Here is a 25,801-nt window from a genome sequence, read left to right as displayed (position 1 = left end):
CTATCGGCGTGCTTTTTTTAAAGGATTTAATTTATAAAAAGCGAAATGAGTATATATTCTTACATAAAAGGAGAATTTAACTTGAGCATTTTACAACGGTTAATTCAGCAAGCAAAAAATCCTAGCGGAACAATTGGTTCCTCCATGCTTTGTATTATGAACGCTGCACATACGAGATTAATAAATTGGGCATTGCAGAAAGTACATATAAAGACAGATGCAGTCGTATTAGACATCGGCTGTGGTGGAGGCAAAACCATACACACTCTTTCAAAACGAACTCCACTTAGGGAAATATATGGAATTGATTACTCCGATCAAGCTGTGAAAAATTCTATACAGACGAATGCAAAAGATGTTCAAAAACAAAAAGTAATTGTTCAACAAGCAAGCGTTTCTTCTATTCCACATCATACGAACTTCTTCGATCTCATTACCGCCTTTCAAACTCATTATTTTTGGCCTGATGTTGAACAAGATATAAAAGAAGTATTTCGCGTCTTAAAACCGGACGGCTCCTTTTTATTAGTAGCTGAAACTTTCAAAATTCAATATCATATGAAGAATTTTAACACGACCGAAGAACTAATAAATCTCTTTTATAAAACAGGATTTACAAGTGTACAATGTTACGAAGAAAGAGGTTGTCTTTGCGTAATAGGAATTAAATAAAAAGCAGACCTCAAAGGGTCTGCTTTTTCACTAGATTAACTTAAAAATACTCTTAATTTGTCTAGCAAATAACCAATTTTTCGTACCGTAGTTATCATTTAAACTATCTAAATTGATAGATTGTCCGTTAGCAAACTTTAATTCTAACGTAGTATTTTTGTCATTTGTTTTTAAGTTACTATTTGTAATGGCATCATACTTTAATTTTTCAATCTCAACATATTCGTCTTTTTCTTGTCCAATCACGACATGGTCTTGGAAGAAGAAAAAGACTTCTACTTTTTTACCGAAACAAAATACATTTTTCGTATAAATTAATGTCGCGTTATCAAGTCCGACACATACTTCTTTCATTTCTTCCACAACGTGTCCAAAGTCTTCTTCATGTCTTGCATTTGATTCAGCAATCCATTCTTCGATTGTTTTCATATTAATTGCCATACTGCGCCCCCTGGTTCGTTCATTGCTTCGTTTAAAAAATAAATACTATATGAAAATATAAGCGATACGTAATATGTTTTCAAGGGGAAACGGTATATTCAAAATAAAGTGAAACTTTAATCAGTGGGGTCTTACTGTCCGCAAATAGCGGGATAAAGTTAAATTTCAAAGTAATATAAAAGGAAAACCAATTTCATTAAATTTTAAACGTTTGAACGAGACATTCTTCATCATCAATTAACTGCTCTCTCTCATCAAATTCTATGTTCAGTTTTTTATATACTTTCTTCCAAAACGACACTGCTGGTACATTTTTTAGAAGTTCGATAACGAAATATTGTCCTCTTTTCTCTTCTAGTAAATTCTCAACAGCTTGTTTACCTATTCCTTTTCCTTTATATTGATTCAATATGAAAATATCATTAATACCAAAATCATTTTCCTTCTTCAAAAACGGACGTTCCAGTAGTAATAAGAATCCTACAATACTATGATCAACTTTTATAAAATACGGCGTGATTCCGTCATTTTTCCAAAACATATGCAAATCTTTGTATCCAAAAAAACCATCGGCTCCGATAGTTATATTCATAGTGAACTTAGAAAGATCATGAAGATATAATGCGTACAAATTACGTAATATTTCTTTTTCTGATTCTTGAACTTTTTGAAGTGCTACAATCATAAAAAAACTCCCCTTCCTCATATGTAACTATTTCCTGATCCTCTTCATTCGACAAAAATGATAATTCCCCTTTAACAAAAAAATAGCACTTTAAAAAGTGCTATTCTGCTCTCCTTGCCGCTTGTTGAATTGGGTCCCACACGCTGTTATATGGTGGTGCATAACTTAAGTCGACGTCTTCTAAATCATGAATGCTCATTTTATTGAAAAGCGCCATCGCAATCACATCAATACGTTTATCTACGCCTTCTTCTCCAATTACTTGCCCGCCCAATAATTGTTTCGTATCGGAGCGATATAGTAATTTCAAGTAAAGTGGTTTTGCATTTGGATAATAGCCCGCCATATTTGTAGAATCTACTTTGACCGTTTTATACGGAATGTGTAGCCCTTTCGCTTCTTTTTCATTTAAGCCTGTTCTTGCGAGTGTCAAATCCATAAATTTAATAATGCCTGTGCCTAACGTACCTTTAAAAGCTCTTCGTTTATCAAGCATATTCAGTCCAGCAAGTCGCCCTTGCTTATTGGCTGTCGTTCCGAGCGGGATATGATCATGAATTTCCTTTATAACGTGGTAATGTGTTGCGCAATCACCGGCTGCATATACGTCTTGCACATTCGTTTGCATATATGCATTTACTTCGATTGCTCCTTTATGATTCTTACGTATATTTGTCCCTTCAAGAAAATCAGTATTCGGCTTCACTCCAACCGACACTAAAACAAGATCTGCTTTATACGTACCTTTATCCGTTTCGATTGCTTCTACTCGTTCATTTCCTTTAAATGCTTTTACATTTTCATTCGTTAAAATTTCAATATTGTGTTTATCTGCTTCTTTATGTATATATTCAGCCATATCTGCATCATAAATCGTACCGATATGATCATTTCGCTCAATCATTCTTACTTTCTTACCAAGTTCGACGAATGTTTCTGCCATCTCTAGTCCGATTGCACCACCGCCAATAATCGTTACATCTTCAACTTTATTCGTTTCTAACGTTTTTAATATGCGCTCAGCATCAGGAATTGTTTTTAAAAGATGAACGCCTTGTAATTCCCGTCCTTCCCATTCTGGCATAACAGGACGCACTCCAGTCGCAATTAATAATCGATCATATGGAAATTCAAAGACATCCTTCGTCTTCGTATGCTCTGCGTACACCATTTTCTTTTCCGTATCTACTTTCGTTACTTCATGACGCACTTTCGCATCAATTCCATATTTCTCACGAAACGTCTTTACGTTGCGCGCGATTAACTTTTCAGTTGAAGCGATAGCACCACTAATGACATACGGTAATCCACACTGAGCGTACGAATAAATTTCACCTTTTTCTAAAGTTACAACATTTGCATCTTCATCGTTTCTAACAATTTGCATCGCTGCACTCATACCAGCTGCATCTCCGCCAATAATGACATAGTTCACTTTACCACTCCTTCTTTTTTACATACTCTTTACGTTTTCCATATTTTATAGAAATAACACCTACTTCCATTGTAAAGAAAGAGAATTTCATCTTCAAATTTTGTGCACAAACTTATGTATGAATAGGTACCTGTCGTGTCTTATAAACAACATGTTTAATATCCTATAACAGTAACCAGTTGAAAGTAGGTGAAACATACATGTGCGCCGGCCTTCTAGTCCAGCTTCCAGAGGAACCGATAGAACCGAAACCCGCCCTCCCGCTTGAACAGGAGTTTACCGTTAGTGTAACTTTATACAGTGCTCGTGCTTGGTTATCTGACAATGACACTTTCTCACAAACTATTTGGAAAGCTACCCGCTTCGCTTCTGCATCACATGCTCGCAAGGCCATCTTTCCAGTCGGTACTGTTAAAATTTTAAATTTTTCTGACGATACAATAACAGTTACTGCATCCTCAGAATCAGATGATGCTCTTAAAATAATCGTCCCTCCTCATTCTGAAGCTGCTTTAACGTCTAGTTCTTTATCTGATGTGCAAGCCAGTACATCAGGAGGGGCAAGTAAAGTCACATTTCTCTTTCATATCTTTTTCTCTAGGGAACCTCGTCCAGCCAAATAACGATAGAAAAGGTACAGCAATATACACTGTACCTTTTTCACGCGCTCTATTCTCCTGATTTGATTAGTTCAATATTATAAGTTTCGATATCTGTTAACTTTCCTGTAAAATAAGGATTTTCTCTATACCAAGACTGTTTTGCGAAATACACTTGCATATCTTTCGTTTGAAAAATATGTCCATGCCTTGCATATATTTCATTTCTAGCAATTTTCAACTGCTCTTTCGATAAATATGTTAAATCTGCGCTCGTTAATTTTCGAATATCACTATCAGGAAAGATGAAACCATTATATACATACTCAGTCGCGGGCGTTGGAGTAACATTATAAACAACTGGTTTTTCTGTACTTTTCTTTTGAAATGGAAGATTATAAGACGAAAGTGCCGTTACCGTCTCTACTTTTGTCGTTTCCCGTCCACTTTCTCCATTTCGTTCTAAATAAATCGTCGCACTTCCATCAGTCGCTACAGGCCCCCATGTAATTTCTTCTCCTGCCAGCGCTGTAACTGGTTTTTGATTTACGTACAATGTTGCACCAGGCGCGTTCGTTTGAACTGTAATATATTGACCTTGCAACGTTAAATCTACCGTTACGTTATTTTGGCTTTGTTTCATAAGTACAACCTTTTCCTCACGCGATAGTTTTACGTAGTCATTTTTATACTCTGATTGAAACACTTGATTTCCCGGAAGAAATGGCCCATATTGCTTCTCAAACTTTTTGTCATCTGTCTTATCAATTTCTTTTCCGTTCATTTTTAACGATACGTCTTTTTCATTTGTAAGCAAAGTTGTATAGTACGTCTTCGCTTTCAATTTATATCGATCAAATATAAAGAAATACTTTCCGTCTTTCGTTAATGAAAAATCAGCTTTTTCTATTCCGTCCCGTTGTTTTTCACCTTGTCTCAAATATTGTTTTAATTCATTCACGTAAGATGGATTTTCTTTTATATATGAAAATAGAGGCGTTACGCTCTCTCTCGTTATCATAACCGATGGATCATCTGCCGTAACGATCTCAGCTAATTTCTCTCCGTCCCTCTCTTGTAAAATCGTAATCATCCGGTCTACTTGTGCCACCTGCGTATAATACGACGATCCGTACAAATACAATCCAATAATCGCTATAACAAATAGCGCTAACAGTGTAATGCCAACTTTTACACCACCGCTCATGTTCTTCTTTACTACAGAACGTCCCCTCTTCGTCCCGCAGTTTTGACAAAATTGCACACTATCTTCAAACTGAACTCCGCACTTTGTACATACATTCATCCAGTCAACCACCTTTTCATTAGAAGCCAGTTATTCCCTGTGTTAAGGCTTGAATTATCGTGCTAATGTAAGACCAAAGTACAATGAATGTTGCAATTCCAATTAAAACATTTGCAATAATAAGTGTGTAAACGAGATCTAATCCACCATTGTCTAGCTTTAATACGGCTACAGTTATACTAATCCCTATATAAGTTGCAGCTACCGATAATAATATCGGTAAGAAAAAGATTAATAAGAAACTAAAAAGAAAAGAAAGGACTAATATGACAATAGTCGGCGTCGCTATCGTTCCCCATATACCAAATACTTCAAGAAACGAAAAAGATGATTTCATCATCTTGCCACTTACAAAAATAATAAATCCGACAAATAAAGTTAAAATTAATAAAAAGAAAAAGACCGTTATAGATTCTCCAAAAAACGTGGGAGTAGATATATCTGGTGCAAATGTTCTCGTAACTGCTGATGCTGCACTCATCATTCTATAAAAAATACATGCTCCTAAAAAACAAATAAGAACAAGACTTACAATTCCATTTCGCACTTCAATAGCGCCGCTTTTCATAATCGCTGTCGGTGCTTGTAATGCATGTTTAAAAAATTGAAAATAGCCGCTCGCAAACCGCTTCGCTTGCTCTACCGTTTCATTTGGCCGAGCTTCCTTTGCTTGTGCCGCACGTGCTTGTTCCGACCCTTCTTCTTGACCACTACTTGCCACTACCTCTTCCGTTAACGAATGTCCACAATTCCCGCAAAATTTTGCCTCCGCTGCATTTTCTGTATGACATGACGGACATTTCATTCTCTTATCCCTCCTTAAGCATATACCATATAGGGTGTTACAAATTCAATATATGACTTTGGACATAAAACATGACTACAAGAAAAAGATTCTGAAATCCTTCTTCCGAAAGAAAATATATGTGCTAGTAATCTTGAAAAAAAATGCTATTATGAAACAGAATAAATAATATTTTTAACAGATTGGATGACTGGCAATGGAATTGGTAAACTCAATTTTTCAAATACTCCTTACAAGCGTAATCCAATTATTATCTTTAATTGGCGTTATCATTGTAATTGGATTTCTATTAGGCTATTTAGAATCTCTCACACGGATGTATTGGTCGAGAGCTTTTGGACGAAAAGGATTCCTATTAACGGCTTGGATCGGTGTTCCTATTCACGAACTTGGACATGCCATTATGTGCGTGCTGTTCCGTCATAAGATTGTAGCAACGCAGTTCTTCCCGACAGATACAAGTCAAGGGGCTTTAGGTTACGTACAACATCAATACAATCAAAAAAGTGTGTATCAACGGATTGGAAATTTCTTCATCGGCATTGGGCCTATTATTTCTGGTATTACTGCACTAATCCTTTTAATGCGCTATTTCGTACCGAATTCATATTTCTTATTTAATACAACTCTCGAAAAAACAATCGCTTCTACTTCTATTAATATAGAAATGGTTCAAAACATGCTCTTGTCGACGTTTGTATTATTGAAAAGCTTATTTACAATCGGCAATTTATTGAATCCTTCCTTTTGGTTATTTTTATTTATCGCCATTTGCATTTCCGCACATATCGCTTTAAGTAAACCAGATATTAAAGGATCAATAGACGGTGTTATCGTCATGTTTATCGTGTTATTTTTATTCAACATAATAGCAGGACTGTTTCAATACGACAGTAATCAGCTAATTGGACAGGTTATGAAATATAATATGTATCTCATTGCGTTTTCTAGTGTGGCACTGCTGTTCTCTTGTCTTTCTACACTCGTTAGTTTTTCGTTTTATAAAATAAGAAGAGGGCGTTCTTTTTGAACGCCCTCTTCTTATTAATTATTCCCCTTATAATCACAATGCTCAACCGGAACGCGAGCATGCCCTTCTTCATCGGTACACCATGACTGTGATTGGAATGCAAGAAAGATACCAATCCATTCTTCTTCCTTTTCGAAGTGAATGAGTATTCCTCCGTCTTGCCATATGCCATCATCACCTTGCCATTTTTCTACATTCCCTTGATTCATATGAATATCATGTATACCGTTTCCTGGTTTGAAATGAAAATAGGAATCTGGTGTATTTTCTTCTGGTCCCCATCTTTCACCAAACGCGTAAATAATTGCTTTTTCTTCTATTGCTCGTTTTATATAACGTTCTATTTTTTCATTTAAATCATTATCTGCTCCTGCTTTTTCGGGAGGCAAAGGAATCATTTGATTTGAGTCAAATAGATTTCCTCTTACATAATCTAAAGCTACTTTCGGTTCATTGTTTTTTATTTCTGTAAAACCGAATGGTAATGTCGGTAAAATATGAATCGCCTCTGACTTAATATTGTTACTCGCAAAATATAAAACTTCTGACGGATAGCTTTGCGATTTTACGTTAATTGCAATACGATAATTTACTCCTGTCTCGCCCTGTAAATGAACTTGATAATGAGGTGTTTTCCCTTTTCCAATCTTTGATTGTATAACTGTACCTTTTAACACACCGTAGTTTTTTAGGGGCATACATTTCATCTCCTATTCATTTAGTAGAAGCTATTCATATTTAAATCATTATCCACTCATAAAAAAAATCCTCCTATGTTAGGAGGATTTTTAATTTCTCAACATATACCAAACAATAACTTCTACCACTACAAGCAAAACCGCACCAAAGATCATTAACGTCGTCTTCTTTAATAGTTCATTTTCACGGTAAGGGATATTACATAAGTAAGCACCTAGTGTAATCCGTGATGGACAAGCAATTGTCGCTACTGATGATGCGGTGTTTTGAAGTGTTGTGACATATTGCCACGGGAGTGCTACGTTTTGTGCGGTTTGCATTTGTAGTTTTATAAACATTGCATTTGATCCTGCGTTACTACCTGTTAAAAATCCACCAATAGCGCCAATAAACGGGGCAACGAAAACGAAAAAATTTCCAAACGTTTCACCAGCGGTTTTTGCAAGTAATAAATGCATACCAGATGCACCCATTAGTTCTGAAATGGCGATAAACATTGTCGTCGTAATCGCAAATGGAATCCATTGTTTTATCGTTTGCGAGAGTGATTGTTTAATAATATGAGATGGTATCCGGAAGAAAATAATAGTAAATAAGCAAGTCATACCGAGCCAAAATCCTGGTGAATACAGCATTTCTAATTTGTAAGAGTATGATTTTAAATCAAGGACTGCATATGATCTGAACAAATCATGTAATGCTGGAACGAGGCGAGAAAGTAAAATACAAACTGTTAGAAATATATAAGGGCTAATAATTTTTATAATGGATACTTCTCTCTCCGTTGCAGCCGCATGTTCTGTTATAAGATTTTGCCCACTTTTTCCTTTTAATTTAATGATAAAAAAGCCAAAGGTAATCGTAACGATAGAACTTAATATCCCGGCTAGTTCAACACTTACGTACGCATTAGAAAGATAGATTCCGAGAGAAAATAATAGAAAGAACCCTACTCCTTCTTTCCACTTTTCTATAACCGCTTGCCAGCCGCCAACAACGTGTAAAGAAAGAATAACGAAGTAAGCAAACATCGGAATACTTAATAGCGCTGTATTTGTGCCAAGTGTTGTAAGAGGCATATTTATTAGCTGCGAACCGATAATCGTACCAGTTGCCATTGCGCCCCATGAACTAGCTAGTAAGCCGATGAATGAGAGTAGTACAGCTTGAAATGGTTTATATCCTAGTGAAAGAAAAATAGGTGCTGCAACCATGAAGCCAATACCGAATCCACTTACTGATTCAATAAGCGGGCAAATGCCAAAACACATAAGCAGCATTTGTAATAAGCGATCCTGAGTAACTGCTTCTAGAAAACGTGCTACTTGATCGATGTACCCCATTTTGTTCATGAGGTGAAATAAAAAAATACCGAAAAATAAAACGTACCCGACAATAAAACAAATTAACCATCCTTTAATCGTTGCGTGCACAGTTTCACTTATCCCTAATTGAAACATTGGCGAGAGTAAAACGATTCCAACAGACACAGCATAAGAAATTAACGAGGACCTTAATGACGTTTGTTTAAATAAAAATAAACAAATGAAAATCATCATAATTGGGATAAGTGCCAACAATATGGCCATGTTATCATCTCATTTCGTTTAAAATACAATTTTTAACTATTATATAACAGATACTATAATTTTCAATTGTTTTTACAACAGATTCAAAAAAGGAACCAAACGGCTCCTTTTCATTCACTCCCATTTTCTATTATCCTGAAAAACTGTCTGCTTTCCGACTATTTCTTTCAACACAACAAACACAATGTAAGTACATATTGCTTGCAATATAATATTCCAAAATTTCATTAATGTAAATGAATGAATCCGTAGAAATAATTCGTTTAATAATACAATCGAAACGATACTAAATAATTCTATACTAATCGAAAATAGACATATTTCTAAAATAGACTGTTCTTGAATGCGATTTAAGTTGGAAAAGATGAATACATACCCTAAAAATAGAGCCATTAACTCTATTTTCGTCATGCTAATGAGCCAAGCGTATAGCGGTACAGTTAAGAATAGATATAGTAGTTTACGTCTTAGCATGCCTTCTCACCCTCTAAATTATATGTATTTTCTGTATATTTTAACATTTATTACGCAAAACAAAAAGAAGAGACTACGCCTCTTCTTTTTGTTTTGTTGCATATATTAATTCACATATTTCTTCTTGCTTTTCATTTTCTAAAAGCTCAATGATCTTACTTCCAACGACAACTCCGTCGCATATTGTAACCATTTCTTCTACATGTTCTTTTGTTGAGATGCCAAATCCAGCGACTACTGGTAAGTTGACGTGTGATTTTACTTTTTCTAAGTAACTATGAATCTCCTCTTTAAAGTTTTGACGTACTCCCGTTACGCCCGCTACTGTAACAGCATAAACGAACCCTTCTGATTCACTCGTAATTTTTTCAATTCTTTCAATAGGACTCGTTACGGTAACGAGTGGAATGAGCGCAATGTTTGCCTCTCGAAGTAACGGCGCAATAATATTTTGTTCTTCATACGGTAAGTCTGGAACGATAATACCATCCACACCGGCCTCTAAGCACTTCTCTACAAATCGTTCTTTTCCGAATGCAAGTACTGGATTTAAATATGTCATGAGTACAAACGGAATTTGCACTTCTTTCCTTACCTCTATTAATGCTTGAAAAATACCTTTTACTGTTACACCGCTATCTAGCGCTCGTTTCCCTGCTCTTTGAATCGTTGGACCGTCTGCGACTGGATCCGAAAAAGGAATGCCGATTTCAACGATGCTCGCTCCTGCTTCATCTAAAAAACGAATTCTTTCTTTTAATTTTTCAAGACCACCATCTCCGCCCATTACATACGGAATAAATGCTTTCTTACCATTTTCAAACGCTGCTTTAATTTTTTCTACTCCCATTTTTTACACCTCTTCCATATAACGTTTTATACTCTCTACATCTTTATCACCACGGCCAGATAAACAAATAACAAGTCCTTCATCTTCCTTCATTTTCGGAGCTAATTTTAATGCATATGCGACAGCATGTGAACTTTCTAGCGCCGGGATAATGCCTTCTTTTTTCGTTAATAATTGAAATGCTTCTAATGCTTCTTCGTCTGTTATCGAATGATAAGAAACGCGGCCAATATCTTTTAGCAAGCTATGTTCTGGACCAACACCTGGATAATCAAGTCCTGCTGAAATAGAGTGTGCTTCTTGAATTTGTCCTTCTTCGTTTTGCAGAAGATACATCATTGATCCGTGTAAAACCCCAACGCTTCCTTTCGTTAAAGTTGCTGCATGTTTTTCTGTATGAACGCCTTTTCCAGCTGCTTCTACGCCGTAAAGAGCAACTTCTTCATCGTGTACGAACGGATAAAACATCCCCATTGCATTACTACCACCTCCAATACAAGCAACGACTGCTTCTGGTAACTTTCCTTCTAACGCCTCATATTGTTTTTTCGTTTCATTTCCAATTACACTTTGGAAATCACGTACAATTTGCGGGAATGGATGTGGTCCGAGAACAGATCCCATAATGTAGTGCGTATCATGCACATGTGAAACCCAGTAACGAAGCGCCTCGTTTACCGCATCTTTTAATGTACCACTACCTGCCGCTACACTTTCTACTTTCGCTCCGAGTAATTCCATTCGGAACACATTTAATTTTTGACGTCTTACATCTTCTTCTCCCATAAAAATGACGCATTCTAATCCGAGAAGAGCACATACAGTAGCTGTTGCCACTCCGTGTTGTCCAGCTCCTGTTTCAGCGACAACTTTTTTCTTGCCCATTCGCACTGCAAGTAGTGCCTGACCGATTGTATTGTTAATTTTATGAGCTCCTGTATGATTCAAATCTTCACGTTTTAAATAAATCTTTGCACCTCCGCAATACTTCGTCAGATTTTCAGCGAAATAAAGCGGTGTTTCTCTTCCGACGTACGTTTTTAAATAATGATTTAATTCCTTTTGAAATGCCTCATCTTGCATCGCTTCTTTATATGCTTCTTCTAGTTCTAGTACAGATTGCATTAACGTTTCTGGAACGTATCGTCCTCCGTATATACCGTAATGTCCTTTTTCATCTGGATATGCGTAGTTCATTTGGAACACTCCTTCGCTTTTATAATAAATTGTTTTATTTTCTCTACATCTTTCTTTCCTTCTGTCTCTACTCCGCTGCTCACATCGACCATATAAGGCCGAACAGTTCGAATTGCTTCTTCTATATTAAGAGCGTTTAATCCACCAGCTAATATCGTTTTCTTTCGCAATTCTTTTGGCATATGCCCAAGTAGTTCCCATGAAAATGTCTTTCCATTTCCTCCATGAAACTTTTCTTTCGGGCTATCAAATAATATATAATCCGTTTCATACCCTTGAGCGTTTTTCATATCACTTTCTGAAGTTACTCCTAGTGATTTTATAGACAGAATATTCAATCTTCTGATTTGATAATTATCTTCATCTCCATGTAGTTGTACATGTGTTAACCCGCACTCATCTGCAATTTTCTGGATCACTTCTACTGATTCATTTACGAAAACACCGATTTTTAACACGTTGGCTGGAAGCTCCTGAATGATTTCTTCCGCTCTCTTTGGAGTGATTTTCCGCTTACTTTCTGCAAAAACAAATCCGAGTGCATCTGCGCCGTATTCGCAAGCACGTTTTGCTGTTTCCATATCAGTGATGCCGCAAATTTTCACTTTCATATATTCACCTTACAGTCTTCAAAAAAGTTACTAATAGAAGATGATGTCATAAGTGCCTCTCCAATTAATACACCTTTTGCTCCTGCTTTTTTAACACGAATAATATCCTCTTTTAAATGAATCCCGCTTTCACTAATCCAAAGTAGTTTCTCCTCATTCAATCTTTTTCCAAGCTTTTCAGTTTGGCTTAAATCTACTTCGAACGTTTTTAAATTACGATTATTAATGCCAATAACGTGCGGATTTAATACAATCGCAGTTTCTAATTCCTGTTCATCATGAACTTCAACAATCGCTTCCAATCCTTTTTCTAACACGTAGCTATACAACTCTTTTAACTTCTCTTTCGTTAACGCTGCTACAATTAGTAAAATAATATCTGCTCCCGCTTCATACGCTCTATCGATTTGAATCTTATCGATTATGAAATCTTTACATAAAAGCGGAATGTTACTTTCTTCTCTTGCTGTTTGTAAATCGTGAAACGATCCTTTAAAAAATTGACCATCTGTTAAAACAGAAACTGCTCCTGCACCACATTTCTCATATGTTCCCACTTGTTTTCGTACGTCAACGTGTAAATTGATATCTCCTTTTGATGGTGATGCTCGCTTTACTTCTGCAATGACAGTAAACTGCTGTAACGCTTCTACAAGTGAATGTGCCTTTCTTTTTGTTTTTACTGGTGTATATATTTCATATAACTCCGCAACTTCCTTTTTCTTCTGTTCTACAATTTTATCTAAAATCGTCCCCACTTTAGTTCACCCTTTCTAATTTTTCGTTGCTTGCTGCAATTAATAAGTTTAATTTGGTTAATGCTTTTCCAGAGTCGATGCTATGTGCCGCGAGTTTAATTCCTTCTTCAATCGTTTCCGTTTTTCCATTTGCGAAAAGAGCTAGACCTGCATTTAATAAAACGGTATCGCGGTAAACACTCTTTTCTCCGCTCAATACTTCAAGCGTAATCTTTGCATTTTCTTTTGAATTCCCCCCTCTAATTTCTTCATTTTTCACTCTTGAAAAACCATACTTTTCTGGATCAATACTCATTTCTACTATTTCATTATCTTTTAAAAGGACTACGTGATTTTCCCCTTGTAATGATGCTTCATCTAAAAAACCACTTCCATTTACGACAAGCGCTTGTTTCCGGCCTAACTTTTGTAATACTTGTGCAACTGGTAATAACATATCTCGTTTATAAATACCGACAAATTGTGTTTCTAAATTCACTGGATTTGTTAAAGGGCCAATTAAGTTAAAGATCGTCGGCACGTTTAACTCTTTTCTTATTTTCATAATGCGCCTTAGTGCTGGATGCATCGCTGGTGCAAATAAAAATGCAATACCTACATGCTCTAGTAAATAATCAATTTCGTTTGGCGTACTACTAATATTTACACCTAGTTCTTCTAATAAGTCTGCACTTCCTGTTTTACTAGAAACAGCACGATTACCATGTTTTGCAACCTTTACACCTGCTCCTGCCAGTACGAATGCTGATGTTGTGCTAATATTAAACGTTTGAGCACCATCGCCACCCGTCCCGCAATTATCCATTGCTCCTTGTATATGGTTCGAAAACGGCAATGCCTTTTCGCGAAGAGCTCGAACGAGACCGTATATTTCTTCTGCAGTTTCACCTTTCGCTTTCAGTAAGACTAAGAAAGCTGCAATTTCACTTTCTAATATGTTTTCACTTAATAAAAGTAATCCTGCTTTATACATTTCCTCTTCTGTTAAATGTTGACCCTCAACTAATTTACGAAGATAGTTATTCATACTCTTTCCTCCTCTTTTACTTCTGTTAAAAAGGCACGTATTAACTTTCCGCCTTCTTCTGTTGCGATTGATTCCGGATGAAACTGTAATCCGAAGAGCGGATAATAATTGTGACGGACTGCCATTATTTCTCCGTCGTCCATCGCTGTCGCTAATATGTCAAAACACTCTGGCAAGCTCGTTTGCTCTGCAACAAGGGAATGATAGCGCATCGCCGTTAGCGGCTGTGTAGCGTATGAAAAGATTGACATTCCGTTATGTTTCACACGCGATGTTTTTCCATGTTTAATACGTTCTGCTCTAACAATGTCTCCTCCAAATGCAGCTATGATCGCTTGGTGGCCAAGACAAATCCCTAATATGGGAACGTTCTTATAAAAATGACGGATGACGTCGATACAAACGCCAGCATCCTCTGGTTTTCCTGGTCCTGGTGAAAGTACAATTCCTCTTGGATTCATCTCTTCTAACTGTTCTATCGTTATTTCATCATTTCTTACAACTACAATTTCTTCTTCATGTTCGCCTAACAGTTGATACAAGTTATATGTGAACGAATCGTAATTATCGATAAGTACAATCATTTCATTACCTCCAAAAGCGCTCTCGCTTTATTTAATGTTTCTTCATATTCAGCTACTGGATCTGAATCGTAAACGACTCCTGCTCCTGCCTGAACGTATGCTTTTTCATCCTTTACGACCATCGTTCGAATAGCGAGCGCCATATCAAGATTTCCTGAAAAACTAACGTATCCAACTGCACCAGCGTATACATTTCTTTTTTCATTCTCTAGTTCATTTATAATTTCCATCGCTCTAATTTTCGGAGCTCCAGAAACCGTCCCTGCTGGTAAGCAATACGCTAACGCATCAAATCCACCCATTTGTTTTCGCAATGTTCCGTAAACTTCAGATACAATGTGCATAACGTGAGAATATTTTTCTACTTTCATATATTTATCTATCGTAACCGAGCCGATTTCGCTCACTCTACCAATATCGTTTCGCCCAAGATCTACAAGCATCATATGCTCTGCTCGCTCTTTCTCATTGCCTAACAGTTCTTTTGCGATTTCCTCGTCTTCCCTCTTCGTTTTCCCCCTCGGCCTTGTACCAGCAATTGGATTCGTCATCACTTTATCCTCCCTTACTGATAGTAAACTTTCCGGCGAAGAACCGAGTACAACATAATCTTGAAAATCGATATAGAACATATATGGTGATGGATTTGCAATTCGAAGTTTTCGGTATAACCCGAATGGATCCCCAATACATTCACTTTGTAAACGCTGTGATAGTACGACTTGGAATATGTCTCCCGCTCTTATATATTCTTTCGCAATTTCTACCATCTCACAAAACTCTTTTTCCGTTATAGAAGAAGTGAATGATAATGGGGATTGTATTGCATTTACTTCAGCTTCTTCTCCTTGTAGCACTTCCTCTTTGTATACTCGTAGCCTTTCGTATACTTCCTCATAATCTGTTGAATCATCTTCCCTGCATACATATACAAACGACAACTTTTGGCGTAAATGATCGTAAACGATAAACTCACGATATAGTAAAAGGTGTACTTCCGGAATATTTAATGGGTCGTGTAAATCCGCTCCAATGTTTTCATACTGTCGAATGACATCATATCCAATATAACCAACTGCTCCTCCGCAAAATGGAAATGGACTGTCTACTTGTGATGGTACGATTACTTCTTCTAACACTTGCAGTACGTTACCTTGTAACTTTTCTGCCCGGCCGTAAATCGTTCGTTCCACTTCCGTACCAACGCTTTTCACTTCTCCATAAGGATTACATCCTAAGTAAGAATAACGCCCTTTATCTTGATGAAGCTGTGAACTTTCTAATAAGAATTTCTTCTTCCCTTTCATACGTCTATATAAAGAAATTGGCGTAATGCTATCTCCTTCTTCTTCAGTGATTACTAAAAATGTCTTTCTCTCTCTTTTTTGTTTTATAAATTCTTCTTTCGTCATCATGTCCTTCACCTCACCCTGAAAAATAAAAAAGTCCCCTACATATCGAAAATATGTAGAGGACGATAAATATACCGCGGTACCACCTCGTGTTGGATGCAAAAGCATCCCGCTTTGTTCAGGTACAAATTTTATACCTTATCCTTGTAACGGCGGAACCCGGGTTGCCTACTAAAAATAATTGTTCAGCATACCTCTCGTAAGCCCATTCCGTATATGGCACCGTACCGGGCTCCCACCTATTCCCGGCTCTCTGTAACGTCTCCAATATACGTACTCTTCTTACTTAAACGATTTCATTTATTTAATTTTTTATACACAAAAAGGGAGTACTCATCCTATAGAAAGGACGGGTACTCCCGTGGTGCCACCTTAATTCGTTACAAATGTAACGCACTTTACCGTATCAAAAACAATACGTGTCTCTTGTATCGATGAGATCATGTCGCCAAAGCCTACTTCTTTCGTTTCGGTTTGGAAGCTCCGAAGCCCATTCCACATCAATTCCATACTGATTCGCACCAACCATCAGCTCTCTGACATGTTCATCATGTGTACTCTTCTTCATCAACGCTTGCATTTTTTTAAGTTGCACTCATTATAGACCTGACTTTTTTCACAAGTCAATACTTTTTTAAAAATTTTATTTTTCTTTCCTTTCAATATTATATTGACAAAACAACCTCTTTTTATGTAAATATAATAAATACTCTATTAAAAATAAGGTTTTTTGTATGAATATTATATATTAAAAAAGTAAAATGACATCAAAAAACGCTTACATTTCTGAAAATTCGTATTTCTATATGGATTTTTCAGAATAATCATGATAGATTATAAAGTGAAACTTTAATCAGTAGAGGGTGTTCATCCCCACTGATTATTAGTTGAATCAATCGGGCATTAACGGACAGTTGATCTCCCACCTAACTTCCTTGCCCAGCCAATTTTAAGGTGGGAGTTTTGCTGCCCGTTAATGCGGGATAAATATGCATAACGCATCAAAAGACCTGACAAAAGAAAGGGGAACTACATGAGTACGCAGATGTTAACTTTAACTTCTATCTCTATTTACATGCTCGGGATGTTAGTAATCGGCTATTTCGCCTACAAACGAACGTCCAACTTAACAGATTATATGCTTGGCGGGCGTACACTAGGCCCCGCAGTAACAGCATTAAGTGCTGGAGCATCCGATATGAGTGGTTGGCTTTTAATGGGATTACCCGGTGCAATGTTTAGCGTTGGATTAAGTAGTAGTTGGATTGCGATCGGCCTAACACTAGGCGCATACGCAAACTGGCTTTATGTCGCTCCTCGCTTACGTACCTACTCAGAAATTGCAAATAACTCTATTACTATTCCAGAATTTTTGGAACACCGTTTCCACGACAAATCTCATATGCTACGCTTAGTATCCGGACTTGTTATTATGATTTTCTTTACTTTTTATGTAGCTTCAGGATTAGTTTCAGGCGCTGTATTATTTGAAAATTCATTTGGCATGAACTATCATGTTGGATTATTCATTGTTGCAGGCGTTGTTGTCGCTTACACATTATTTGGTGGTTTCTTAGCAGTAAGTTGGACAGACTTCGTACAAGGAATCATTATGGTGGTCGCTCTTATTCTTGTTCCTATCGTAACAATTATGAATTCGAACGGACTTGGACCTGCATTTGATACAATTCGATCTGTAGATCCAACACGTCTAGATATTTTTAAAGGTGCCTCTACTTTAGGAATGATTTCTCTATTCGCATGGGGCCTTGGTTATGTCGGACAACCTCATATTATCGTACGCTTTATGGCAATTTCTTCTGTAAAAGAACTTAAAAGTGCACGAAGAATTGGTATGAGCTGGATGATTTTCTCTGTTGTTGGAGCTATGTTTACTGGTCTTATTGGTATTGCTTACTATTCACAACAAGAGTTGACATTATCTAATCCAGAGACAATTTTCCTTGAACTTGGGAAAATTTTATTCCATCCACTTATTACTGGATTTTTATTAGCAGCCATTCTAGCAGCGATTATGAGTACAATTTCATCACAGCTACTCGTTACTTCTAGTGCTGTAACTGAAGATTTATATCGTACATTCTTCAAACGTTCTGCATCTGATAAAGAACTTGTATTTGTCGGTCGTATGGCTGTACTTGTTATTGCATTAGTTGGGTGCGCATTAGCGTTTAAACAAAATGATACGATTTTAGCTCTTGTTGGATACGCTTGGGCTGGATTTGGTTCTTCATTCGGACCTGCTATTTTATTAAGCTTATATTGGAAACGTATGACGAAGTGGGGCGCACTTGCCGGTATGATTTCTGGTGCCGCTACTGTTATTATATGGACTCAATTCAAATTCTTAAAAGATTTCTTATATGAAATGATTCCAGGTTTCGCTATTAGTTTACTAGCCATCGTAATTGTTAGTTTACTAACACAACCTTCAAAAGAAGTTAAAGAGCAATTTGAGGATTTCGAAAAACAACATCGTCATAATTTATAAAAAAATCTCTGCTGTTATCATAACAGCAGAGATTTTTTACAGTTCGACAATCTTTTTATCAAATTTAACAAATTCTTTATGTTTCGTTAAATTTAACATAACACTACTCCTTTATAGTATGAGTATCAGCACTTATACAGAAAGGGGACTCCAACATGTTAGCAGCTTTCCAGCAACAACAAACACGAAAATTTTCACCTATCACAAATACTTCTGCGTCTTGTTTAAACATGCAACCTAACCCGCCTAAAATTTCAATTGCTCCTTCTGTTATTTCAGTCATCGGTGTTCATATGGAAAAACATAAATTAAAAATAAAAACGGGACAAAACATTGTGTTATCAGCTTCTATTTTACCAATACAAGCAACGAATAAAGAGCTTATTTGGTCAAATATGAATTCTGATATCATCACCATATATCCAAAAGGTGACACCGTGACGATTACTGGAAAAAGTGCAGGTAAAGCAGTCGTAATTGTCACAACTGCTGAAGGCAAATTTCGTGACCTATGTGTCATTCATGTACAACCTTATATGACAAATCCAAAGTAAAAGAGTGGCTTCGTAGCCACTCTTTTACTTGATTTCAATATTTGAGTTTTTACTTTTTACAAGGTTAATAAAAAATTGGATATAACCATACATTTTTTTTGATGGAAATTCTACTAAACTTTCCCCGTCTTGATTTAAGTCAATGAATCTCCTTCTCTTCCCTATTACAATGAAAACAATATTAGAAAAGGAGGACATATTATGACTGAACGAAAGTACGCCTTATTTGCTAGCACATCTCTTCTTGTTATGGCATTCATTGCATTTTTCTCTTACGGTTTTGTTCATGGAAACCTCGTTATACAAGGAGATGCGAGTACAACATTCCATAATATCCAAACTTCAAATTCACTTTTCAAAGCGGAAGTTTTTGGGTGGATTATCATTTTTATCACTGATATTGTCGCTGCGTGGGCTCTTTATTTCTTTCTAAAACCAATTAATACTAGCCTCTCATTACTAGCCGCTTTGCTTCGTCTTATGTATACAGCTATACTTGGGATTGCTATATTCAATCTAATATTGGCATTATTGCTTTCAAAAAATACAATTGCAAATCCAGAAACATATACAATGTTGTTTCTCAGTGCATTCGAATACATTTGGTCTGTAGGATTGATCATTTTTGGATTGCATCTTTTCGTTTTAGGCTATGTAGCTTTTCTCTCTAAACAGATACCAAAGTTTATTAGTAAACTGCTGTTCATTGCTGCTACCGGTTATATGCTAATTCACGTCATGAATACAATGTTTACACAATACGATACAATGATTTCACTCATACAATCACTATTCCAATTACCTATGATTGCAGGTGAATTAGGACTTGCGATATGGCTACTATTGAAAGGTGGTAAACACTCTAATTAAGCCGTTTCTTAATTCTACTTAATGATTCTGGTGTCATGCCAAGATAGCTTGCTAGCTGATATTGTGGAACGCGATGAATTAAATACGGGCGTTTTCGTAACAATGTTTTATATCGCTCTTCTGGTGTCGATGAGATAAATACAGCAAGTTCATCTTGTACTTCACCGAAATTGTACTCGATCATTTTACGCGTCATTTCTTCTAATTGTGAATACTTATTATACATGTCCTTTTCACTATGTAGATCACCAACAACTACAGTACAATCTTCTAAACACGTTAACGTATATGATGAAGATTTATCTTGTTTATGATGGTTGAAATTCGAAATTGCCTGTTCTTCTGTATAAAAATTTGATGTAACTTCTTTCCCTGCTTCATCTATACTATGTTGCCTAACGCATCCTTTTAATACAAAATAACATTTTAACGGAACATTTCCTTGTCTTAGGAGCACTGTTCCTTTTTTATATTCTTCAATTTGTAATTCCCTGAGGATCATTTGCTGCTCTTCTTCACTTAGTGTTGTAAATCTATTCATATACTTCTTTAATATCTCTTCCATTTTCCTCCCCCTTCTACGCCCGCATTTCTATAAAACAAAAAGAGAAGTATCATAACTTCTCTTTTCTTCCCTAACACTATAATTCCTGTGTATACACTGGCTCGTTTACGACATTTTTTGCTGTTCGCTTTTGTTGCTGCATTAAGAAAACAGATACACCAAACAATACGAGCATGCTACCGATCATTTGCATTGCATTTAATTTTTCTCCAAGTAAGAAGAACGCAAGTATAGATGCTCCAACAGGTTCTCCTAAAATACTCATTGAAATTGTCGTTGCATTTACATAATTTAATAGCCAGTTATTAATTACATGTGACACTGTCGGCACAACCGCAAGTAAAAGAAAAACAGTCCAATCCCACTTCGTATAACCTGTAAAGGGTACTTGTAATATAACATTATAAATCCCCATAAAAAGACCTGCGAACGCAAAGACTGTAAAGCTATAAATCCAGTGCGATACTTTCTTCACTGTCGTTTGCCCGATAAATAAATAACCGACAACCGCTATTACACTTAGAAAGGATAATATGTCACCATAAATTGCTTGCTTACTTAAACCTAAATCTCCCCAACCAATGCACATTACTCCTAAAATAGCGATTCCCATCGTTGCAATGGCTGAATATGTTGTTCTTTCTTTAAATAGAAAAAAACCTCCAACTAAAGATACGATTGGTTGAAGTGCCAAAATAATTGTTGAACTAGCAACTGTTGTATGCTTTAAAGATTCAAACCATAAAAGAAAATGCAGTGCTAAAAAGAAACCAGATCCAATTAAAAAGCCCCAATCTTTCATTTGAATCCTATTAAATTCTTCTCTTTTTTTCCATACGATAGGCAGCATAATAAGTACGATAATCCATAAGCGGTACATACTTAATATTGAAGATGGTGCTGAGGACATCTTTACAAAAACTGCTGCAAAGGAAATGGCAATTATAGAAATTGCTAATGGTAGTGCGATTGATTTTTCTTGTTTCAAATCCTGTCTCCCCTCTCACCTGTCAAAAATCCCACTTCATTATATCCGTTTTCTTTCGCAACTTAAATACTAATTTTTTAGATTCTTCGTACCATTATGGTAAAATAGAAATTAAGGCACCAATTAGTGAATATTTTTTTCCTTTTCACTACAAGAGTCGCTCTTACAATCGTTACAGTAAATTTTTATTTAGGGGGATCTACATGAGTCAAACAATAGGGAGAATTGAAGAAATTTCATTTTATAGCGCATCACTTCAAGAAGATGTTACACTTCTCGTTTATTTACCAGTAAATTACACACCACTGCACAAACATACAGTTGTAATTGCACAAGATGGTAGAGATTATTTTCAGCTTGGTAAAGCGCACCGTGTAATTGAGCGCCTTCGTGAAACCGAAGAAATTGACCGTACAATTATTGTCGGTATTCCATATAAAAATGTACATGATCGTAAAGAAAAATATTTCCCAAATGAAGTAAAAAATGCTGCATATATTCGTTTCCTTGCTCATGAACTTGCACCATATATTGATGAAAATTATCCAACGTACCAAATGGGAAAAGGTCGTGTTTTAATTGGTGATTCTCTTGGCGGAACAGTTTCCTTTATGACTGCACTTATGTATCCGCATACATTCGGTAAAGTCGTTATGCAATCACCATTTGTGGATGAGACAGTGATGAACTTAGCAAAAGAATTCAAAGATCCACAGGCGTTAGAACTGTATCACGTCATCGGTACAGAAGAAACGGCTGTAAAGCGTACTGATGGACAAGTATCTGATTTCGTAGGGCCGAACCGTGAGTTAAATACGCTTCTTACAGATAGAAACTTCATCACGCATTATGAGGAATTTGAAGGTAATCATACTTGGAAATATTGGCAGACTGATTTACCGAAAGCCTTCTCTCATATTCTATCAATGAAATAATAGAGAGCAGTATTCAGAATAATTTGATATAATAGATAAAGAGATTTATTTATCTCAAAATCTAACTAGACTTACAAAGGGAGGAATTGGAACATGAAATTAGGCATTGTAATTTTTCCATCTAAAATGATTCAAGATAAAGCGAACGGATTGCGTAAACGTTATGACCCGCACTACGCATTAGTTCCGCCACATATTACATTGAAAACACCCTTTGAGGCGCAAGATGAACAATTAGAGTCGATTGTAAACGAGTTACATACAATCGCAAGTAAAACGAACCCTTTCACCCTTCATGTTGGGAAAGTTGGTTCATTCGCACCTGTTAATAACGTCCTTTACTTTAAAGTAGAAAAAACACCTGAACTTACTTTCTTAAATGAAGAAATGCATAGCGGGTTATTCACGCAAGAACGCGAATATGCTTTCGTACCTCATTTAACAATCGGACAAGGCTTATCAGATGCAGAGCATGCTGATGTGTTGGGCCGATTACGTATGAAAGATTTCTATTACGAACAACCAATTGATCGTTTCCATCTTCTATATCAATTAGAAAATGGAACATGGACTGTACACGAAACATTCCGTCTTGGAAAGGGGAACAACTAATTTGCACGCACAGATTGTACAAACGGACGAACAACTAAGAGATGCATTCTCTGTACGTAAACAAGTGTTTGTAAATGAACAACGTGTCTCTGCTGAAGAAGAGTACGATGAGTTTGAAGAAACTTCAACACACGTTGTTATATATGACAATGATGTTCCAGTTGGTGCTGGACGTTTTCGCACCCTTGATGGTATAGGAAAAATGGAACGCATTTGCGTGCTAAATTCCCATCGCAAAAAAGGGATTGGAAAAATTGTTATGGATTCTCTTGAAGCGTATGCAAAAGAAAATTCGCTACCGAAATTGAAACTTCACGCTCAAACACATGCCGAAGATTTCTATAAAAAACTTGGATATGTAACAAGTTCTGATGTATTTATGGAAGCGAATATCCCGCACGTCGTAATGATAAAAGAATTGTAATTTGAAAGCAGGAGGTGATCCCTCCTGTTTTTTTACATTGCTATTTTCTTTTTCTTCCGCTAAAGTTAAATGTTGATGCTATAGTTTTGAAGGTGAACATATGACACAAGAAAAATTTTCACAAAAATCGTTAACACACGCTGATATTCCGCGTGCGACATATCATATTCCGAAAACATCTACCCATTTAATTATGGAAGAAGATGTAGATGCGGCTTATTTCCGCGCTCTTGAACAACAAAATGTTTTTTTAAACGAAAAACAATTAGAAGCCGTGCGCACAACAGAAGGTCCTGTTCTTACACTAGCTGGTGCCGGAAGCGGGAAAACATCTGTTTTAACAACTCGCGTTGGTTATTTAGTAAATGTAAAACAAGTTCATCCACGAAATATTTTATTACTTACATTTACACAAAAAGCAGCTGAAGAAATACGAAGTCGTGTTGCGAAGTTACCAGGTATGAATCATGCAGCAAGTAGCTACGTAGTTGCTGGTACATTCCACTCTGTTTTCTTAAAATTACTTCGTAGTCAAGGTTATAATCAGCAAATTTTAGCAAATGAAAAACATAAACAAATTATGATAAAGAAAATCTTAAAAGAATTGCGTTTAAAAGACGATTATGATGCTGAAACGATGCTCGCGATGATTTCACTTGAGAAAAACAAATTAAATCGTCCGAAAGATGTAAAAGCGAAAACACCAGTCGAACAAGAATTTAAAGAAGTATACGAACGTTTTGAAGAGGTAAAACAAAGATACAATTATATTGATTTCGATGACATCTTATTGGAAACATATTATATGTTAGAAAATAATGCTCCTTTACTAACTCAATTACAACAACGTTTTCACTACATTGAAGTAGATGAGTTTCAAGATACATCGTATGCACAATATGAAATCGTAAAATTGTTAGCCACGCCAAGAAATAATTTATTTATCGCAGGTGATGACGACCAGGCGATATACGGCTGGCGAGGAGCAAGTCACCAAATTATTTTATCTTTTCCAAAAGAATTTGATAACACAACAATCATTGCACTAAATACGAATTATCGATCCAATCCCTTTATCGTCGGGCTTGGAAATGAAGTTATAAAATTAAATCAAGAACGTTTTGATAAAGAGCTATACTCTGTTCGTGAGGAAGGTGTACAACCTTTTTATGCAAGACCTGCTACGACTCTTGATGAAGCAAATCAAATTTTGCAGCTTATTCAAGAAAAAGTAGAGAGTGGTGAACGTAACTTTAAAGATTTTTGTTTACTGTATCGCACACATTCTGTAAGTCGTTCGTTACTTGATCAGCTTACCATTCATAAAATCCCGTTTATTAAACACGGAGCGAGCCAATCATTTTATGAACATTCTTTAATTAAGCCTGTATTAGATCATTTAAGACTCGTGATTGAGCCGTTTCGACTAGAATCACTTTCAAACATATTGCCGACGATGTATATCGGACGTGATGATTGTATTTCATTTATTGAACGTGAACAATGGAAATATGGTGAGGGGCGCTTCCCTTCTCTTCTTCATTTCTTACTATTAAATCCAAGCTTAAAACCTTTTCAAGTGAAAAAGGTAAATGAGCGCATCGATTTTATTAAGTTTATTAAAGAATTAGAACCGAAAAAAGCATTAAAAGAAATCATTCATGGTAAAGGAAAATATTTAGAGTACTTACAAAGTAACGATCGTTCTTCCTTTACAATGCATAAAGACATACAAGAAGAAATGTTGGAAGAATTAATGGAGTCTGCAACTCGTTTCACCGATATTCCAGCTTATTTACAATTTATCGACGAGGCGATTCAAGGTCAAAAAGAAATGGAAGCATTAAAAACAATGCCGCAAAAAGATGCCGTTTCACTTATGTCAATTCATAACGCAAAAGGCCTTGAATTTCCATGTGTCTTTTTACTTGGAGCGAGTGATGGAATCCTGCCTCATACTTCTTCTTTAAAAGATGCAAATGATCGTGTTACGGAAACTTCTGAAGCGTTAGAAGAAGAACGCCGATTACTTTATGTTGCCATTACACGTGCGAAAGAAGAACTTTACATTTCTTCTCCGCAATTTTTCAGAGGAAAGAAATTAGATATATCTCGTTTTTTATATACTGTGCGAAAAGATTTACCTGAAAAGACATCCACTAAATAA

27 protein-coding genes and 2 other annotated features are annotated in these 25,801 nt (G+C 36.2%); of the genes, 10 read left to right on the top strand and 17 right to left on the bottom strand.

Annotated elements, in window-relative coordinates; all coding sequences use genetic code 11:
- Window positions 1-81 precede the first annotated feature (81 nt).
- A complete protein-coding gene (locus AC3EMB_RS06655) occupies window positions 82-672 on the top strand; it encodes a class I SAM-dependent methyltransferase (RefSeq protein ID WP_488517593.1) in 591 nt (196 codons plus the stop codon).
- Window positions 673-702: 30 nt separating this feature from the next.
- On the opposite strand, the gene AC3EMB_RS06650 is transcribed toward AC3EMB_RS06655, so the two are convergent.
- The 3 genes from AC3EMB_RS06650 to AC3EMB_RS06640 form a co-directional block, all read right to left on the bottom strand.
- Window positions 703-1,113 carry a DUF3908 family protein gene (locus AC3EMB_RS06650; protein WP_000996782.1) on the bottom strand — a complete coding sequence of 137 codons (411 nt, stop codon included), beginning with the start codon at window positions 1,111-1,113 and terminating at the stop codon, window positions 703-705.
- A gap of 196 nt (window positions 1,114-1,309) precedes the next feature.
- A complete protein-coding gene (locus tag AC3EMB_RS06645; protein ID WP_097994907.1) occupies window positions 1,310-1,798 on the bottom strand; it encodes a GNAT family N-acetyltransferase in 489 nt (162 codons plus the stop codon).
- 100 nt (window positions 1,799-1,898) lie between these two features.
- Window positions 1,899-3,233, bottom strand: a complete 1,335-nt coding sequence (locus tag AC3EMB_RS06640; protein WP_048568779.1) for a CoA-disulfide reductase — start codon at window positions 3,231-3,233, stop codon at window positions 1,899-1,901.
- A 200-nt stretch (window positions 3,234-3,433) separates the two neighbouring features.
- Between AC3EMB_RS06640 and AC3EMB_RS06635 the strand changes: the two genes are divergently transcribed.
- A complete protein-coding gene (locus AC3EMB_RS06635; protein WP_000332420.1) occupies window positions 3,434-3,856 on the top strand; it encodes a hypothetical protein in 423 nt (140 codons plus the stop codon).
- A 46-nt stretch (window positions 3,857-3,902) separates the two neighbouring features.
- Here AC3EMB_RS06635 and AC3EMB_RS06630 read toward each other — a convergent pair whose 3' ends face one another.
- Entirely contained in the window at window positions 3,903-5,138 is a 1,236-nt protein-coding gene (locus AC3EMB_RS06630) for a TcaA 3rd/4th domain-containing protein (RefSeq protein ID WP_098644955.1), read from the bottom strand.
- A 19-nt stretch (window positions 5,139-5,157) separates the two neighbouring features.
- A complete protein-coding gene (locus tag AC3EMB_RS06625) occupies window positions 5,158-5,943 on the bottom strand; it encodes a zinc ribbon domain-containing protein (protein ID WP_000650099.1) in 786 nt (261 codons plus the stop codon).
- A 196-nt stretch (window positions 5,944-6,139) separates the two neighbouring features.
- Between AC3EMB_RS06625 and AC3EMB_RS06620 the strand changes: the two genes are divergently transcribed.
- Window positions 6,140-6,973 (top strand): hypothetical protein, encoded by an 834-nt coding sequence (locus AC3EMB_RS06620; protein ID WP_135238328.1) that lies wholly within the window; start codon window positions 6,140-6,142, stop codon window positions 6,971-6,973.
- 14 nt (window positions 6,974-6,987) lie between these two features.
- Here the strand turns inward: AC3EMB_RS06620 and AC3EMB_RS06615 are convergent, their stop codons facing one another.
- The 10 genes from AC3EMB_RS06615 to trpE all read right to left on the bottom strand — a co-directional run bounded on the left by AC3EMB_RS06615 (window position 6,988) and on the right by trpE (window position 16,177).
- Window positions 6,988-7,671 carry a DUF2278 family protein gene (locus AC3EMB_RS06615; RefSeq protein ID WP_001128613.1) on the bottom strand — a complete coding sequence of 228 codons (684 nt, stop codon included), beginning with the start codon at window positions 7,669-7,671 and terminating at the stop codon, window positions 6,988-6,990.
- Between the two features lie 90 nt (window positions 7,672-7,761).
- Window positions 7,762-9,261: an L-lactate permease gene (locus tag AC3EMB_RS06610; RefSeq protein ID WP_044584232.1), complete on the bottom strand. Its 1,500-nt coding sequence runs from the start codon at window positions 9,259-9,261 to the stop codon at window positions 7,762-7,764.
- A gap of 114 nt (window positions 9,262-9,375) precedes the next feature.
- Window positions 9,376-9,735 (bottom strand): DUF4029 domain-containing protein, encoded by a 360-nt coding sequence (locus AC3EMB_RS06605; RefSeq protein WP_000946131.1) that lies wholly within the window; start codon window positions 9,733-9,735, stop codon window positions 9,376-9,378.
- A gap of 73 nt (window positions 9,736-9,808) precedes the next feature.
- A complete protein-coding gene (gene trpA, locus AC3EMB_RS06600) occupies window positions 9,809-10,585 on the bottom strand; it encodes a tryptophan synthase subunit alpha (protein ID WP_048568776.1) in 777 nt (258 codons plus the stop codon).
- Between the two features lie 3 nt (window positions 10,586-10,588).
- Window positions 10,589-11,782 carry a tryptophan synthase subunit beta gene (trpB, locus tag AC3EMB_RS06595; protein WP_001105015.1) on the bottom strand — a complete coding sequence of 398 codons (1,194 nt, stop codon included), beginning with the start codon at window positions 11,780-11,782 and terminating at the stop codon, window positions 10,589-10,591.
- Complete coding sequence (locus tag AC3EMB_RS06590; protein ID WP_061662860.1) at window positions 11,779-12,393, bottom strand: phosphoribosylanthranilate isomerase; 615 nt, start codon at window positions 12,391-12,393, stop codon at window positions 11,779-11,781. Before AC3EMB_RS06590 ends, trpB begins: the two co-directional genes overlap by 4 nt.
- On the bottom strand, window positions 12,390-13,151 hold the full coding sequence (gene trpC, locus AC3EMB_RS06585; protein ID WP_000536696.1) for an indole-3-glycerol phosphate synthase TrpC: 762 nt from the start codon (window positions 13,149-13,151) through the stop codon (window positions 12,390-12,392). The genes AC3EMB_RS06590 and trpC overlap by 4 nt, the downstream gene beginning before the upstream one ends.
- Before the next feature lies 1 nt (window position 13,152).
- Entirely contained in the window at window positions 13,153-14,178 is a 1,026-nt protein-coding gene (gene trpD / locus AC3EMB_RS06580; RefSeq protein ID WP_087948072.1) for an anthranilate phosphoribosyltransferase, read from the bottom strand.
- Window positions 14,175-14,762, bottom strand: a complete 588-nt coding sequence (locus AC3EMB_RS06575; RefSeq protein WP_025967017.1) for an aminodeoxychorismate/anthranilate synthase component II — start codon at window positions 14,760-14,762, stop codon at window positions 14,175-14,177. Before AC3EMB_RS06575 ends, trpD begins: the two co-directional genes overlap by 4 nt.
- Complete coding sequence (gene trpE, locus AC3EMB_RS06570) at window positions 14,759-16,177, bottom strand: anthranilate synthase component I (protein ID WP_033667026.1); 1,419 nt, start codon at window positions 16,175-16,177, stop codon at window positions 14,759-14,761. Before trpE ends, AC3EMB_RS06575 begins: the two co-directional genes overlap by 4 nt.
- A gap of 52 nt (window positions 16,178-16,229) precedes the next feature.
- Window positions 16,230-16,474: a binding site (T-box leader), on the bottom strand.
- 42 nt (window positions 16,475-16,516) lie between these two features.
- Window positions 16,517-16,754: a binding site (T-box leader), on the bottom strand.
- A 453-nt stretch (window positions 16,755-17,207) separates the two neighbouring features.
- Here trpE and putP point away from each other — a divergent pair.
- From putP to AC3EMB_RS06555, 3 genes are all read left to right on the top strand, one after another.
- Complete coding sequence (gene putP / locus AC3EMB_RS06565) at window positions 17,208-18,686, top strand: sodium/proline symporter PutP (protein ID WP_000107211.1); 1,479 nt, start codon at window positions 17,208-17,210, stop codon at window positions 18,684-18,686.
- Window positions 18,687-18,841: 155 nt separating this feature from the next.
- Window positions 18,842-19,240 (top strand): Ig-like domain-containing protein, encoded by a 399-nt coding sequence (locus AC3EMB_RS06560; RefSeq protein ID WP_000878734.1) that lies wholly within the window; start codon window positions 18,842-18,844, stop codon window positions 19,238-19,240.
- A gap of 201 nt (window positions 19,241-19,441) precedes the next feature.
- On the top strand, window positions 19,442-20,110 hold the full coding sequence (locus AC3EMB_RS06555) for a DUF4386 domain-containing protein (RefSeq protein WP_488517592.1): 669 nt from the start codon (window positions 19,442-19,444) through the stop codon (window positions 20,108-20,110).
- Here AC3EMB_RS06555 and AC3EMB_RS06550 read toward each other — a convergent pair.
- Both AC3EMB_RS06550 and AC3EMB_RS06545 read right to left on the bottom strand, forming a co-directional pair.
- On the bottom strand, window positions 20,103-20,675 hold the full coding sequence (locus tag AC3EMB_RS06550; protein WP_070757200.1) for a Crp/Fnr family transcriptional regulator: 573 nt from the start codon (window positions 20,673-20,675) through the stop codon (window positions 20,103-20,105). The genes AC3EMB_RS06555 and AC3EMB_RS06550 overlap by 8 nt on opposite strands.
- A gap of 76 nt (window positions 20,676-20,751) precedes the next feature.
- Window positions 20,752-21,663, bottom strand: a complete 912-nt coding sequence (locus tag AC3EMB_RS06545; protein ID WP_000806941.1) for a DMT family transporter — start codon at window positions 21,661-21,663, stop codon at window positions 20,752-20,754.
- 203 nt (window positions 21,664-21,866) lie between these two features.
- On the opposite strand from AC3EMB_RS06545, the gene AC3EMB_RS06540 reads away from it, so the two are divergent.
- From AC3EMB_RS06540 to AC3EMB_RS06525, 4 genes are all read left to right on the top strand, one after another.
- Entirely contained in the window at window positions 21,867-22,598 is a 732-nt protein-coding gene (locus AC3EMB_RS06540) for an alpha/beta hydrolase (RefSeq protein ID WP_000084013.1), read from the top strand.
- Window positions 22,599-22,691: 93 nt separating this feature from the next.
- A complete protein-coding gene (locus tag AC3EMB_RS06535; protein ID WP_000765863.1) occupies window positions 22,692-23,210 on the top strand; it encodes a YjcG family protein in 519 nt (172 codons plus the stop codon).
- Between the two features lies 1 nt (window position 23,211).
- On the top strand, window positions 23,212-23,634 hold the full coding sequence (locus AC3EMB_RS06530; RefSeq protein WP_000543307.1) for a GNAT family N-acetyltransferase: 423 nt from the start codon (window positions 23,212-23,214) through the stop codon (window positions 23,632-23,634).
- Window positions 23,635-23,734: 100 nt separating this feature from the next.
- Window positions 23,735-25,801: an ATP-dependent helicase gene (locus tag AC3EMB_RS06525; protein ID WP_000191204.1), complete on the top strand. Its 2,067-nt coding sequence runs from the start codon at window positions 23,735-23,737 to the stop codon at window positions 25,799-25,801.

It is taken from the genome of Bacillus sp. LQ16 (assembly GCF_057784645.1).
The sequence above is the reverse complement of the archived record's forward strand: the minus strand, read 5'-3'. Positions and strand labels throughout refer to the sequence as shown.